This window comes from Olivibacter sp. XZL3 (assembly GCF_004368405.1).
In the GTDB taxonomy this organism is placed as follows: domain Bacteria; phylum Bacteroidota; class Bacteroidia; order Sphingobacteriales; family Sphingobacteriaceae; genus Olivibacter.
On sequence record NZ_SBJH01000015.1, the window covers coordinates 1 to 15014 of the forward strand.

The 15014-nt window shown below is 42.9% G+C and carries 11 protein-coding genes and 1 pseudogene; 3 read left to right on the plus strand and 9 right to left on the minus strand.

Annotation, left to right across the window (positions count from 1 at the left end):
* Window positions 1–80: 80 nt before the first annotated feature.
* From EPX21_RS05535 to EPX21_RS05555, 6 genes and pseudogenes are all read right to left on the minus strand, one after another.
* Complete coding sequence (locus EPX21_RS05535) at window positions 81–1940, minus strand: class I SAM-dependent DNA methyltransferase (RefSeq protein ID WP_370450932.1); 1860 nt, start codon at window positions 1938–1940, stop codon at window positions 81–83.
* A gap of 117 nt (window positions 1941–2057) precedes the next feature.
* Window positions 2058–2720: pseudogene (locus EPX21_RS23410) on the minus strand (type IIL restriction-modification enzyme MmeI); the annotation flags it as partial.
* A 216-nt stretch (window positions 2721–2936) separates the two neighbouring features.
* Window positions 2937–3359, minus strand: a complete 423-nt coding sequence (locus EPX21_RS05540; RefSeq protein ID WP_134088679.1) for a hypothetical protein — start codon at window positions 3357–3359, stop codon at window positions 2937–2939.
* 17 nt (window positions 3360–3376) lie between these two features.
* Window positions 3377–4675, minus strand: a complete 1299-nt coding sequence (locus tag EPX21_RS05545; protein WP_134088680.1) for a hypothetical protein — start codon at window positions 4673–4675, stop codon at window positions 3377–3379.
* 23 nt (window positions 4676–4698) lie between these two features.
* Window positions 4699–5916, minus strand: coding sequence for a hypothetical protein (locus tag EPX21_RS05550; protein WP_134088681.1), 1218 nt, complete (start codon window positions 5914–5916; stop codon window positions 4699–4701).
* Between the two features lie 5 nt (window positions 5917–5921).
* Window positions 5922–6950 (minus strand): hypothetical protein, encoded by a 1029-nt coding sequence (locus EPX21_RS05555; protein WP_134088682.1) that lies wholly within the window; start codon window positions 6948–6950, stop codon window positions 5922–5924.
* A gap of 140 nt (window positions 6951–7090) precedes the next feature.
* On the opposite strand from EPX21_RS05555, the gene EPX21_RS05560 reads away from it, so the two are divergent.
* Both EPX21_RS05560 and EPX21_RS05565 read left to right on the plus strand, forming a co-directional pair.
* Entirely contained in the window at window positions 7091–7501 is a 411-nt protein-coding gene (locus tag EPX21_RS05560; protein ID WP_134088683.1) for a helix-turn-helix domain-containing protein, read from the plus strand.
* Between the two features lie 196 nt (window positions 7502–7697).
* Window positions 7698–8069, plus strand: a complete 372-nt coding sequence (locus EPX21_RS05565; RefSeq protein WP_134088684.1) for a hypothetical protein — start codon at window positions 7698–7700, stop codon at window positions 8067–8069.
* 31 nt (window positions 8070–8100) lie between these two features.
* Here the strand turns inward: EPX21_RS05565 and EPX21_RS05570 are convergent, their stop codons facing one another.
* From EPX21_RS05570 to EPX21_RS05580, 3 genes are read right to left on the minus strand one after another with little or no spacing between them, the layout of a single operon-like run.
* Window positions 8101–9381, minus strand: coding sequence for a YdcF family protein (locus tag EPX21_RS05570; protein ID WP_206106006.1), 1281 nt, complete (start codon window positions 9379–9381; stop codon window positions 8101–8103).
* Window positions 9382–9404: 23 nt separating this feature from the next.
* A complete protein-coding gene (locus EPX21_RS05575; protein ID WP_134088685.1) occupies window positions 9405–10925 on the minus strand; it encodes a RagB/SusD family nutrient uptake outer membrane protein in 1521 nt (506 codons plus the stop codon).
* Window positions 10926–10937: 12 nt separating this feature from the next.
* Window positions 10938–14039, minus strand: coding sequence for a TonB-dependent receptor (locus tag EPX21_RS05580; RefSeq protein WP_240768528.1), 3102 nt, complete (start codon window positions 14037–14039; stop codon window positions 10938–10940).
* On the opposite strand from EPX21_RS05580, the gene EPX21_RS23030 reads away from it, so the two are divergent.
* Window positions 13930–14259 carry a hypothetical protein gene (locus tag EPX21_RS23030; protein WP_240768530.1) on the plus strand — a complete coding sequence of 110 codons (330 nt, stop codon included), beginning with the start codon at window positions 13930–13932 and terminating at the stop codon, window positions 14257–14259. The genes EPX21_RS05580 and EPX21_RS23030 overlap by 110 nt on opposite strands.
* Window positions 14260–15014 lie beyond the last annotated feature (755 nt).

Below are 15014 nucleotides of genomic sequence, written 5' to 3' on the forward strand. Positions count from 1 at the left end.
ACGGTCATTCTCTGTAATTTCGCCATCATGCTTGTCAGTTTGTAAATAATAAACTGTCAACCTATATCAGGACAAGACACTCATTTCTTTTTCCTCACTTTCTTCTCCTTAGCAAACAATGTATTCTTTCTGCTCATCTCATCATATAGTTTAAACAGATATTCTAACCGCTCTTCGTCTGAATAAAATGGAGCCAATCGGTAAAGACGTTCAATAGCAAGGTCAAGTGCGTGGTGAGCCTTCTTTAAACCTATCGGCATAGTCTCTGGATTGTACATCCACGCCATAGTCTTCTCACTGAATTTCGCACGCTCATCCAAAATATCAAAAACATATTGCGTGACCATTTCCTTTTGTTTAGCGTTGATCTCTGGAAACGGAAAGGTATTGTAGCAAAGCTTGGCAGAATAACGATAATCTGTTTTTAATTTTCCACCTACCGCATCCACCCAAACCATGTGCATCTTGGAGTGCAAGACACCAAAAAGCCAAGGTTGGGCATCGTAGATGGCAAGAGCGGAATCCGCAATAACGGTTTCAGAATTAAAAAATCCTAAGGGGATATAGTCTCTTTTTTCTGAGGAATGTCTTGGAATAATAATAGAATCTCCTTCTTTATGTCTAACCTCTCCGAATGAATAAAAAATATCACTCAATTTTCTTGTCGCTTTTCTGGTACTGGATTCTCGATGATTTAATACCTTTTTAAAACGTAATTTTATCTCTTCGATATTTTCAAACTGTTGAAAATTGGTTTTATCAAACCATAAGCAATATCTTTTGGTACCTTTGAGAAACTCATCAGCCCCAATAAAATTCTTTAAGAAACCATCTGAATTGACAATAGAATCTCTTAAAGAGAAATACTCTTTTTCGTTTAATATCAAAGCACCACCATCATTTGGCATACTTCCAAAATTCATTTCAGGAAGACCTGATATAGACTTTGACCTCGAAGTAATGTAAACATCCGCGCTATCAAGCAAATAGGCATTAATATTTTTTGCGGGTCTTGCTATACCATCGGTGAAGATATATTTAGGAGCATTAGATACATTTCTAATCCCCACTATAATCACTGTAACGCCTGCATTTCCCTTTGCATTGTTAATCCATTTAAATGATCGATAGGCAAAATTAATCTCAACTCCATTACTCAAAATTGATGGCCACAGCAAGGAAACTTGCTCTCCTTGGCATGCGGAATTTGTAGAAACAAAAGCCAATTTGGCATTGACACTCTGTATAAATTTTGATCCCTTATAAAACCAAATGAAAATGTAATCAAGATTATTGGCACCTTTTACGTTTTTCAAGTTCAGCGTAATGTCTTCTTTTTGAACCTCATTTTGTAACCTGGCTCCCAAATATGGTGGATTCCCAATAATATAGATTTCGTCATTATCTGTCTTTGGACAAACCTCATCCCAACTAATACGCGCCGCATTGCCTTGTACGATATTGCCTGCTTCTTTAAGTGGAAGTATGGGTTTGGATTGTCCGTAATCTAGTAATTCCGTTTCGAATACTTGATTCATTTGGTGCTCAGCTAGCCAAAGAGAAAGAATTGCCATTTCATGTGCAAAATCCTTGATTTCTATGCCATAAAATTGCGTAAGTGATAGAGAAGTAAAAAATATTTTGCGCTGATCTTGATTGAGATCGATCAATTGCTTGATAATTAGCACTTCCAGATTACGCAATTCCTTGTAACTAATAATAAGAAAATTGCCGCTACCACAAGCAGGATCAAATAATTTAATTTTAGATATCCGTAATAGTAGTTTTTCTAGGCCTCTAGCATTTTCCTTGTTTTTCTCAAATTCTGCATACAGCTCATCTAAAAAAAGCGGTTTGATCAATTTGAGAATGTTCTGCACTGATGTATAGTGCATACCAAGGTTAGTGCGCTCGGATGGATCTGCCACAGCCTGTATCATAGACCCAAAGATATCAGGGTTGATTTCTGACCAGTCCAATTCTCCCGAATCCAATAAGATTTGACGGGATTTTTTAGTGAATTTGGGGCAAGCAATCTCATCCCGAAACAAGCCGCCATTGACGTAAGGAAAGTTGTTAAGGTAGTCTGGAAATCCTGTTTTCCCAGATTCGGTATTCAATTTTTTAAATAATGTTGAAAGAAAATCATTTACATCAGCACCATCTACGTTGGTATTATTAGCTAGGGCCTCGGTAAACATACTTTTTACCGGAAAAATGCCAGTATCTTCTGCAAAATAACAGAACAAAAGCCTTGATAAAAACAAATTGAGCTGGTGGCTTCCTTGTCCTAACCATTCGGGGTTATCTACGACTAATATATCATAAAGCTCACCCAATTTATACGCTGCATCCCGATCAGCTTTATTATCTGAACTTACTCTATATATTTCGGCTCCTGATAAGGGCAAGAAAAAATCAATTTGTTCCCCCAGTTCTTGTATCTGAAATTCTTTGTTTATTTTTAGCTTCGTATCAGTTGCTAATACACTTTCAAAATCAGTAACCACGATAAAACGTGGCTTTTGTTTTAAAATAGCTTCATTTTTACTTATATCATCAATGGTATGAATAAGCTTATCCGATTGTTCTATTTTAAAGAATATCTTTCCTTTATAGAATAACTCTCCTTCAACCTTAGAAAGGTTATAGTCTCCCTTTCTTAGACGCGCGATGGTCGTTCTAGATAAACCGAAACAAGATAAAAGCTGTAAATGAAAGTGTCTCGCTCTATATTTTGTGCAAGGGTATTCAGACGTTGTTGGATTTCAGATTTTTTCATACAAGCGATGCTCCAAAAAAGCAGTTAAAGATACCAAAACCATTAAAGATTCTTTACTTGTATGGGCTAATTACTTTAGCAAGAAAATATTTGTAGCTATAGCGCAAATGAGTATTACTTAAAATCTGGAATAAGTGTAAAGGATGGTTTTAGATTAATTTCTGCTTATTTGTGGTGTTTCAAGGCGACCTTCAACTTCCTTCGTGACAAATTCCAACCAATACTCGCATCTTCTGTTTAAGATAGCTACATCCGTGGGATGATAAAACAGAGAAGAACGGAATCTCAAATTGTTAAGTCCCTGTGATAACAATCCGAATAACCGATTATCCTCTTCCGTAATCCTAGGAAAAAATTCATCCGCCTTTACGGTGATATAGGAACAAAGGTTATAGAGATGTGAAAGGCTTTGCAGATTAGGTTTGTAATCCAAAAAGGTTTCGATATAGGCCAAACATATCTGCTCAAGTGAAAGTGCAAGCAGACATAGCTCTACGTCTTCATTATCATCATAGGTAAGATTAGAGGCTGATTCTATAAATGCGATAATTTTCCGCCTCCGGTTCCACCATTTCATTTTTTTTGTTTCAGGGTCTATTTCGGCCTTTTCACTTCATTGGGTATTTGCCATATTTCGGATAGCTCTTTGTTTACAAATATCTGTTCCCCGATTGTAATTATATGGTAAAAGAAAGGATTGCCGTTTTTCATTGCTCTAGTCACAGATGCCATGCCATGAAAAAGTAACACGACATTTGCGTCCATATTTTTATCCTGATTGATATCGCTTTGTATACGGTAAATATCGTTCGACTGTTCGTCTTTGGTAATTACCAATAAATAGTAGCGGTCCTCGGAGTCTTTTTCCGATTTTTCCATGTAAGAACTATCGTGGGTCAAGAAACGGGAACTTTTTCCGATACGGTAAATTCGAATAGTATCTACTTCCTTGGTGATTTTTTCAATGATCTTTTCCATAATGGGTAAGGGATTAAATAGTTCAATTGCAGGATTAGAAATAATTTTTTCAGATGTTTCCGCCCTCTGTTCACTTGACGGTTCAGATTGTTGCTCTACCTCTTCGTAATTTCCGAAACGCATTTCAAACTGTTGCTGCGCCAATCTGGATTTGTCATCCACTATTTGTTGCAGGTTAATAGATTTCTGTATCAACAGCATTAGGTCATCTTTTGATATCTGGTAGCTGTTTTCATAACGAACGGTAAGGTAGGCTTCATCCAAAATGTAAAGAATGGCCATTTCCCTTTCGTCCTCCTCGTTGAAAAGCGTTTTAAGCTCGGGAATATAGGGTAGCAGGAATTTGTGATGGTTACGCAAAGAATGGGATATCTTTTCTTTTCCTATAAGAGCAATCTCCGCAAAACGGTAGCATAACTCAAAAACTTGATGTAACATCAATGCGCATAGCTGGTCGTTTCCCTTTTCAAAGTAGAAATCCGTTCCCTCCCTGAACGAGCGTATTTTGTTTCTTTCTTTTCCCTGTTCAATGATTGCTCTTTTATAAACTTTCTGAAAGGTGGTTTTATTGTTAAAAAGGGGGATATCACTTTCGGGACTGATATATACCAGCATATCCGGCTGACAGATGGAAAAAAACACCATGCTACCCATTTTGAGTCCGGCTTTCACGTCATGAAAATAGAACAAGCGGTATCTGAACTGAATATGAAGCGTCATTACCATTCTAACCAGTGGCCGGGCTTCGGTAATGTGCTGTGTGCTTGAATTAGGAATGAGGATGATAAGTTCCCAATATGTTGCATCATCCTCAACTATATTATTTAGATATACTTGTTCTATCAACAGCGTATTGACCAAGCGTGCGGTGATGAGGTCTGCCTCCTGAAGGACTTCTGCGGGAATTGTGTCCATAGCTATAAAATTTAATCATGCTGTCAATGTTGCCTGTTTGGGTATTTCTTTGCCTGTACCAGATATCCCGCTTCCAGCAATTTGACCAGATTGGCATGAAAGCTTGCTATTTCCTTTTTATCAAAAGGATAAGGTTCTTCATGTCCCAAAGCTGCCGTAAGCGATTCGAAGAGAATATGGAAACAAAACTGGAGATCGTATAGGTCAAAAAATTCACGCAGATAATTTTCGGGATTTTTAACCGTTTCCTCAGGTAACCTGTAGCGATAATTTTCTTTTGGTATTGGGGCATGCTGAAAAGAATAGGTTGTATTGGTGTTGTTCCAGCTTTTGGGGTAATTCGGACCTAATTGCCTTATGAGCCAAAGACAGTCCGTCATGTGGACAAGGGTTTTAAACAGGTCGATCAGATCTGCTGGAGTTCCTTCCCATATTTTCTCCTGTTCAAATACAAGTTTCATCCATCGGCCAAGGTCTCTTTTATATGCCATAAGTGATGTGTAATGAAAGAATCCATATAAATCGCTATAGGGATTAAAAGTGCTTTCGATCTTACCCATATAGGGGTAATTATTCATATCGAACCACGGAACCAGTTCATGATAAAGAAGTTCTCTTTCCTGTTTTTCTACCAGCCAGACGATTTCCATTAACTTAACAAGATCAACATAGTCCTCGTATATTTCTGCCGGGGAGAATCCGTGGACTTCAATTATGCTTCTATCATCAAGTGCGCTCTCCATCCAGAGGGTAAGGTAACGTTTCCAATCGCCCTGACTCCTCCGTCCAAAGAATTTTCTATAGAACACTTCCGATGAATGTATTTCATCTTGATTCAGAAATTGGATTTCGCCTTTAAAACGATGGTTCCGTTCAACTGGCCATGTGCTTTCCTGTAAGCGGGGATAATATTGATCTATTGTATAATCTGAAAAGGAAGGTTGCAGAACGTCCACCTTAGTTTCTTCTTCTCTGGTACCATAACGTGCCTCGATCTGTAACTGGTGTTCATGTTCCAACCATGCGGCATCCAGTGCAAATAATAACTCTTCAAAATTATTCTGTAGGGCAGACAGCGTTTCCTCCGGCCACCGTTCTGCGCTGATGACCACTTTATATAGATTTTGCAAGAAAAGGCGATAGTGATGGGTTGTTTTTATGAATTTCAGCGAACTGCGTATATTGTAAATAGAGCTTTCATACGAAGAAAGAAAGCTTTCATTTCCCGTAAATTTTTCCATGGTTGTTAGGTTTTTTTGTAATATGTGAAATAGTTTGTGGTTAGATGTATGATATTTTCTACGTGTTTTAATTCGTTTTCATCCGGTTTCAGGCGTTCGGAAACCTCTCTAAAAGTCCAAGAAAGCGAAATACAGTCGGTTAGGAACCGTGCTGTTTTGCCAATGGAAAATTTCCTGAATTTCTTTTTAAGGGCTTCAATGATCCGTTCAGAACTATCATCCGGAGAAGGGATGTTAACATTGTTCGCCAGATAATGGGCTAAATGTATCAGCCTATATAAATCACCATAATGCTGCATTAATTGAAATGCAGCGGATGGGTGCCATTCCTGTGACCATCTCTTAATGTGGTACAGAAAAGCAAGACTGTTTAGAACGTCCTTTATTTCTTTTGTTTTGAAATAACCCACACCCCAATTAATGGGATCGTCTATTCCGGTTGTCTCGATCGACCAATGATAATCGGCATTAAGATTATCCATACTTCCTGCCAATTGATAGGCCGCTTCCGCCAAACTGTTAAGATTAACATATTCACCGAATTCCCTAAGATACATCGAATTACCGTGCATCCAGAAAAAAGGATCCAATAAAGCTAGTTGTCTATCGTATATCGCAATTGTCTTCCATCTATGGAGTTTGGAGCCTTTGAAAAGTTTTCTCATCGTTTTAATAGGATTTCTAGCTTCCTCTAGTGAAAGAAAAGAAAGGGTATCGGAATTGATCAGATTCTTAAGATTTGGATCGGCGTGATAGGTTATTTCCTGATACTGGTTAACCAAAACCCATGCTGCATCAACCAACCTGTCCAATTGGTTGCCCAAGCGGAAAAGGAAAAACCGCTGATCTGCTGTTGGCTTGATTTCATCTGTCATTTGAAAAGGGAGCCAGTTCCACAGTGCTATCTGTATTTGCTTTAACGTGTACTGGTCGAAGACCTGTTTGATAACCCCTATGGGATCGGCATATTCATGTGGATAAAGGGAGCTTGGATAATCCGTCTGCCAGAGGCTGATTGCGTTTGATTCCATCATAGTCGTTGGTGTTATAACACCAAATTTCCCAAATAGTATCGTCGTACCGAACCAGAGTTCAGGGTATTTTACCAGCGATGTATTGTAATTTACCGAATAGGCCTATTTATTACATCTGTTAAAATTGCTATCTTTGGGCTATGAGCGCAACACAAAAACCGAATCGTATTGGTCCAAAAATAAGCCGTGTCCGTGAACTTCGTGGAATGAAGCAGGAAGCTTTAGCCATTGAGCTCGGAATGAGCCAGCAGGCAGTTTCGGCAATGGAAAAGAAAGATACTATCGAAAGCGAGTTGTTGGCACAAGTGGCAGAAATTTTAGGTGTAACTCCCGAGGCGATAGAGAATTTTGACGAGGATAATGTGATCAATTATTTTAATACTTTTAATGATAATAGCGGTGCGGGAGCTTACAGTTCTAATCCTGCTTATACCTTTAATCCTCTTGATAAATTAATTGAAGCGTACGAAGAAAATAAAAAACTGTACGAACGGCTGTTAGAAGCGGAAAAGGAAAAGATAGCTTATCTGGAAAAGCTGCTGAAGGGATAAGGAATTAGTTGAAACAAAGAACATAGATTTTCCCGTTCATATTAACAAACTTTATTTTTTTGACTAAAATGATAAAGTGAACTGATTTACGAACCAAATTCGGATATTAAAGAGATATTGCAGAAAGAAGAAACATAAGTTAAATTTTATTTGTATATTGCTGATAATCAATTGTTATTGCTTGAATATGTAGCTTATGAATCGTTTTCTCATGTTGGCTGCTTTACTTTTAGGATGGGGTATAGTAGCTGTTTTCTATTTTTTATTGAAACCGGTTGAAGTAGCTGAAGGGAACGCTACTCAAATTCAATCGGTAGTTACTAATGTAGATAAAGGGGGTTTGGGTGATTACATTGTAGAATTGGAGGACAAAAGTGGCATGTACTTTATCAGTAAACGGTATACTAAAAATCTAAACATTGACAGTTTAGCCGAGAAGCTGAACGGACAAGCCGTTTCTGTCACTTTCCTTAAGCCGAATGCATTGAGTCGCTTCGGACCGATGATCACTAAAAAGCAAAGAACCAAATTGGAGGTGAATAAGCAAACGGTATTTTCTGCAATTTAGCTTATTTACCTTTAGTTAAAAGAGTGGCGGATTATGGATCAAGCGGCTCATAGGGATTAATTTGAAGGGCGTTTTCTAAGGGTAAAAAAGCTTGTTCCGTATCACTTAACCTTTTGCCAAGTTTATAAGGAACATAGCCCAATTCTTTCATGCATCTCGCTTCCATGTTGCTGATATAATGGCTTTGGTAGCGATCTGTAGAGGTAAGAGCCCATTTATCCATCGGAAAACCATAATTGTACATGATACGGGCACAGTTGCGCATATTGGTAGTGGTATGTCTAGCATGGGGTTCTACGAGTATTGCCTCTTCGGGAATACCCATTTTTTTCACGAGGTACTTTTTCATTTCGACGGCCTCGTTGAACTTTGTTTTATAGGGATGTACATTTCCTCCCGACACCATAATAAAAGGAGCCAATCCTTCACGGAAGCGATTGGCAGCAACCCTACACCGTAACATCCCTTCAGCGCTTAATGCCACGGTTGGATCTTCCGGTCCTGCACCGGGGACCAAAATCAGGCTATAGGGATACTGATCCCATGCGGTGGTTTTTATCTTCAAAATGGCTGCTTGGTTGTCGTTCAAGGTCATCGGTTCTAGATTTGACGCGTCAAATCGTTCATTGATCTCCAATAAACGTAAAGCGCTCTCCAAGCTGCTTTCAAAAAACAAGGAAAACTTATCCGCATCATCTGCTATGGAAGCCACTACATCATAAAGGAGATTCATGTAAGAGCGACTCTTCACGTTGAAGGCAATAGAGTCGATATTCGGATAATTAGGTTTTTCGCCTCCACCATAGACGTCTATGGTATAATTCACACCTTTTATATCCTGTTTCCAAGCTTCTATCAACTCTTTTTCAAGGCTTAGTCGATTAAATTGATAATAGGCTTTTGACGGGCGAAGTTTTTGCTTCACTAGATCTGATAACGCTGGAGAGCTCATATACAGCTTACTTAAAACAGCACCCGCCGTGTCTATATCTATATCTGTGAAGCGCATGGCATCCAATAGACATCCGGTGTCTTTGCAGTTTTTGAGGGCCAAGTGCAATTGTTCTTTTTTCTTAATAGCAAGCGCTTGAAGTGACGGATCCTGAACTAAAATCTGTTTTACCACTTCTTCCTGTAATAAGGACAAGAGGTAATAATTTTTAGTTTTTACAATTTCTTGTTCGCTAAGATGCTCCAAGCTCAAAGGGTAACGCGGTTTGGTTCCCTTCGATTCCTGCGCTCTAACAGGAGACGAAATCAAAGCCATTACAACAAGAAACAAGACAGGGAAATATTTCCCTATCCTGTTCATATTTATTGATATTTTCATATTGATCAATATCCGGGGTTTTGATACATTTTCTCGGGATCCAATTGATATTCATCATAAGGAATCGGGAAATACCGGTCTTTTGTACTGATGTTATTAAGATTGGCCAGGCCATAATCGCTCTGGTTTTTAGCTCTGAAATAAGCGACCAGTTCCTCGGGGCTGTAATTGCGGATGAGGTCGAACCAGCGGTGGTTTTCAAAGGCCAGCTCTACGCGGCGTTCATGAAGGATAGCTTCCTTCAAGGTTGGGTATTTCGAAGCGTAGCCTGCATCTTGCATAGATTCCTGATAAGAGGGCATCCCGGCGCGCGCCCTGACCTGATCCAATAGATCGATAGCCTCGTTTTCTTTGCCCAGTTTCATTTTGGTTTCGGCCAGCAGGAGCATGATATCGGCGTAACGGATCAGGATCCAGTCGTTCCCTCCCCATCCCTGCTCGCCGGCTGCCGGACTGGTATCGCGGAACTTGGTGATGAACCAGTCGTTCACCTGCGGGTCCGCGGCGAACTTAACGGAGAAGTCCTTGCGGAGATCGCCCTGCTCATAGTCGTTTACCAGGTCCCGCTTCACGTTTCCGCCGACCCCGGTGGCCGGCATCCGCGAATTGATGTTCTCTCCCCTTGCCTGGTTGTTGCGGGCGATGGAGGAAGAATAGTTCTGGTCGCCCTGCAGGTACTGGACCTGGAAGACCAGTTCCCTGCAGGTATTCTTTTTATCTACGTCGAACACATTTTCGTAAGGTATCTCCCTCAGCTCGCCAAAGCTCCGCATGTTATAGGCGGCAGTGAGGTAGGTCTCTGCGGAAGCTAGGTTCTGCTGGCTGTTGTCGGCCAGGGTGGAGGCCATCGTCAGGTATACCTGTCCCAATATCGCGTTGATGGCCGCTTTTGAAACCCTGCCGACGGCATAATCCCATTGCTGATCGGGCAGGTTGCTGTCCAGAGCCTCGGTTAAATCCTGCACAATCTGCGTGTATACCACAGCTTCGTCTTGCCGATATGCCACAGCCGACACCTCGTCCGTAGTGGTGGGCGGCACGGTTGTTAAGGGAATGGCGCCCCATTTGCGTACCATATGAAAATACAGCAGTGCACGGATGAATTTCGTCTCAGCCATGTAGCGTTTTTTGGTGTCTTCACCCGAAAAAGCCACCTCATCAATATGGGCCAATAAGGTATTGCACCGCGCAATCCCGTCATACATGTTCACCCAGTGCGTTTTCAGGTAAGAATTACTGGGGAGCAGGGAGAAATCGTTGAACTGAAAGGGTTCCCCCGAATTGGACTGGTTGTCGTTGGTGCCGGTATTGTCGGAACGCTGTTCGCTGTACTGGCCACTGCTTTCGCCAAGGGTATTTCCGCTGCGGAGCGACTGGTAGAGACCGTTCACGGCCAGCAGGACGTCGTTCTCGCTTTTGAAATAATCTTCTATCAATGTCGCGTTCGGATCGGTCTGATCCAGAAAGTCTTTACTGCAGGAGCCCAGTGTGATAACGGCAATGGGCAGTATATATTTCCACTTCATGTTCTTTACTGTTTAGAATGTTACTTTTAGACCGAGGTTATAAGAGCGCACCAAGGGATACAATCCATAATCGACGCCGGGCGTGAGGTTCGCGGCGTTGTTTCCATTGTTGTAATCCGGTTCCGGATTATAGCCTTTATATTTAGTGATCGTGAAAGGATTGTCCACACTGGCAAAAATCCGTGCGCCGGCTATTTTCATGGAAGAAATCCAGTTCTCAGGGAAGGTAAAGCCCACGATGATATTGGTCATCCTTAAGTAGGATCCATCTTGTAGATAGAAATCAGATAAACGGGTACTGTTGCTCTGGGTACCTGCTCTGGAAGCTCTGTAAACCTTGCCGTTGCCGGGGCTCGCCGCCGAACGCCAGCGCTGATCCACGTCGGCATACTGGTTGCCGGATCCTTCCATGTTATAGAGATAATAATCATAACCGTCCAGGATCTTGTTTCCCTGTGAACCATTGAAGGAAGCCCGTAAATCGAATTTCTTATAGCGGGCGCTGATGGCAAAGCCATAGGTAAAATTGGGATAAGGAGTACCGATGATCTGTTTGTCGCTGTCGTTTACAATACCATCATTGTTGATATCCTCGAAGTACAGGTCGCCCGGCTGCATCGGGTTGGACTGTGCTGCGGAGGGAGCGACGGTCTGGTAGTTCCCCTCATCGGCTACGCCCAGTACCCTGAATCCCCAGAACATACCGACGGGCTGTCCCTGCTGGGTAACATGGGTAATATAGGAACGTTCGGCACCGTTGACATAGATGGTGGAGGCACCGCCCAGGTCGAGCACCTTATTGCGGTTCACGTTGATGTTTCCGCTGAAGGACAGATTGAAGTCCTGCCTTTGGACAAGTGCGGCGTCAACCTGGAAATCGAAACCCTTGTTCTGTACCTTACTGTCCTTCAGATTGGTGAGGATGGAAGAAGCTCCCGATACGGCCGAAATAGGCTGGTTGAACAGCAGGTTGTAGGAGCGGCTCAGGTAGAGATTTGCCATGAAATTCACCCGTCCGTTCAGGATGCCTACGTCCAAACCGGCATTGTACTGGGAAGTGGACTCCCAGCCCAGGTTCGGATCCTTCAGGTCGTCCGGCCAATAAGCTGTTGCCACCTGGCCACCTATCACCGTGCCGCCCGGTGCATTATAAGTTGTCAGGGCCTCGTAGTCGCCGATGTTGTTGTTCCCGCTCAGTCCCCAGCTTGCCCTCAGTTTGACCGAAGAGCCCTGGCCTAACCAGTCGTTATAGAAGTCCTCGTTCGACAAGGTCCAGCCCCCCGATACAGACCCGAACAGTCCCCACCTATTCTGTGGGCCGAAACGGGAGGAAGCATCGGTTCGCAGGGTTCCCTGCAGGAAATACTTCGACTTATAGTTATAGCTTACCCGGCTGAAATAGGACTGCAGGGTGGTACGCTGTTTATAGGCCTTTTCCAACCAGAAATTTGCCGGGGCAGCGCCTTTGTCGGTGATCTCACCGATGGCATCGCTCTGGAAGCCGTTGGCCCGGACTGAGATGAAATCTACATCCGTCTGCTGGGCGGAATATCCTATCAGCGCATCCAGGTTATGGTCGCCGAATGACTTTTTGTAGTTTAAAGTGGCCTCACCGAGTATATCCAGGTCTCCCCGGTTGTCGGCCTGCGCATAGGCTGCCTGGATTGCCTGAGGGGAATAAGGGGCATAGTTTCCGTTGCTCAGGCTGGTTGGCTTATAGTAATCGTACTTTTCATTATAAGTTGTCGCCCCGCCATTTACTCTTAATCTTAAGCCCTCGATGATGTCAAAATTGGCGAAAGCATTGTACAGGGAACGGCGCTCCCTGCGGTTGTCCTTCACCATGGATACATAAGCGAGCGGGTTTTCCGGATTCTGCACGCCGTAGTTCTGTGCGGAAAGTTCGGCCATCTGGTACTGGATGGGGTTATCGCTTTCGTCCCGAGCTGGCAGGTAGGGTAGGTACAACAGGGCGGCCATGGAGGGGCTCTCGTTGTAACGGCCGGTTCCCACCTCATTGTTGTCATTATAGGTAAAGGCGATATTGGCCCCTACCTGTAGCCTTTTGCTGATCTGGGCATCGATGTTGCTGCGGAAATTGAAGAGGGTCTGGTCGGTACCGTGCATGATCCCTTTCTGGTCCTGATAGGATCCGCTGATGTAATAGTGGACCTTTTCGCTGCCTCCGTAGAAGGAGAGGTTATGCCGCTGGAAAGGGGCATTTCGGTAGAGCTCATCCTGCCAGTCGGTATCATATTGAGGGGCTTTGGCCCGGCCTGTGGAAAAATCGTAGATATCGGCAGGGATCTGGACGGAGCCGGCATTTCCGACCAGTGCCACACGCGTGGCATTGTCGTCCATGAACATATTGTCCGACCAGGTCCTTCCGGAATTGACTACCAGATCTTTGTATGCATTGTTGCGCCCGTCGATCAACAGGTCGATAAACTGGGAGGCATTCAGGAGATCGACTTTCTTGGAAAGCTGTCCGAAACCCGCCTGTACATCGTAATCGACATGGCTGGTGCCTTCCTTTCCCCTTTTGGTGGTGATGAGTATCACGCCGCCGGCCCCGCGGGATCCATAAATGGCCGCAGAAGCGGCATCTTTGAGCACGTCTATGGACTCGATGTCGTTGGGGTTGATATTGATGTTGTTGCCAGCGGGATAGCCGTCGATCACGTACAGCGGATCGGAGCTTGCGTTGATGGATCCAATACCCCTTACCACGATTTTGGTACTGTTATAGGGAGCCCCGCTGGTCTGGGACACCTGTACGCCGGCCAGTTTGCCCACCAGGGCCTGTCCGAGCTTGGGAGCAGTTAAGTTCAGTTCGTCGCTTTTCACGCTGGAGATTGCGCCCGTCACATCTGATTTTCTTACCCGCTGGTAACCGATGGAAACAGTTACCTCGTCCAGTTCATTGGCACTAGGATTTAGCTTTACTATTACCGGCGTATTTCCTTCTTCTACGACAACTTCTTTGGTTTCATAGCCGATATAGGTGAAAACCAGTGTTTCACCGGCACGGGCGTCCAGCGAGAAATTACCGCTGCCGTCGGTTGTGGTACCGTTTGCGGGCCTGTTCTTCACCCTTACACTTACCCCCGGAATGGGTACCTGCTGCGCATCGGTCACCGTACCTTTCACCGTCTGCTGTAGGGCAACGGCCTGCTGTTGTGCACCTGAGGGCATTTTAACCGCCGCCATGGATGGGGCTGCAGCCAGACTGCAGAGCAATAGAAGCCCTGCCCTGGAGAGCAAAGGCTTTTCTCCCGCTAACCGGCTGCCTAATCGTTTTTGTAAATACATATCAAATCACTTTGTGCTTTAAGTTAGGTGTACTCTTTACACTTACTTCAGACAAAGGTGATGTTTAGCTGTTATGTTAACGTTAGCTGTATATTAAGTTAAGGTAGTCGCTATCGCTTTTTTTTACCATTGCGATTTATCTACAGGCTGTTTATAACTGATTGAAATACGCTTTTAACGTATGATAGTCGGTATTTATATAAAGAATTTACACAAAAAAACCGGTTATTCGGGGCTTTAGTTACATATGACGCCATTTGAGGCAATCATTTCTAATTTGTCAGTTCACCCCAAGGATTATCTATTAGACGGTTCTTCGGATGTCCTTATCGAACAATTTTATAAAGGAAAACCAGTATCTTTGTATTGATATGCCCGTAGAGTTACTTAGACATATAACTTACTGCAATCTGCTCTCTTCGATATTCCCTTTTCGTTCATCATTCAGCGGTGCAATTTCGGACAAAAGGAATCAAAGGGTATTCTGGGCGCTCAGTTTTGCTCAATTACTTTCAAACCAGATGAGTATGGGCCTGTCGCGGTGTCATCACAGGTCTGTTGGCGATATCACCACAAGGTCTTATCTATGTAAAAAGGAAGCATGCAACGAATTGAATAGAACTAAATAGCCTCATTTTTGTAAAGAGAGGTAGTGTTATAATTTATTTTGCCAGACAATTAAAACGATTAGTGTTAGATAATATCGTTAGTTTGAACTCTGAAGGATAAATACAAGAAATGAGAATAGATCGTGAAATATATCTTTGGATAAAAAGC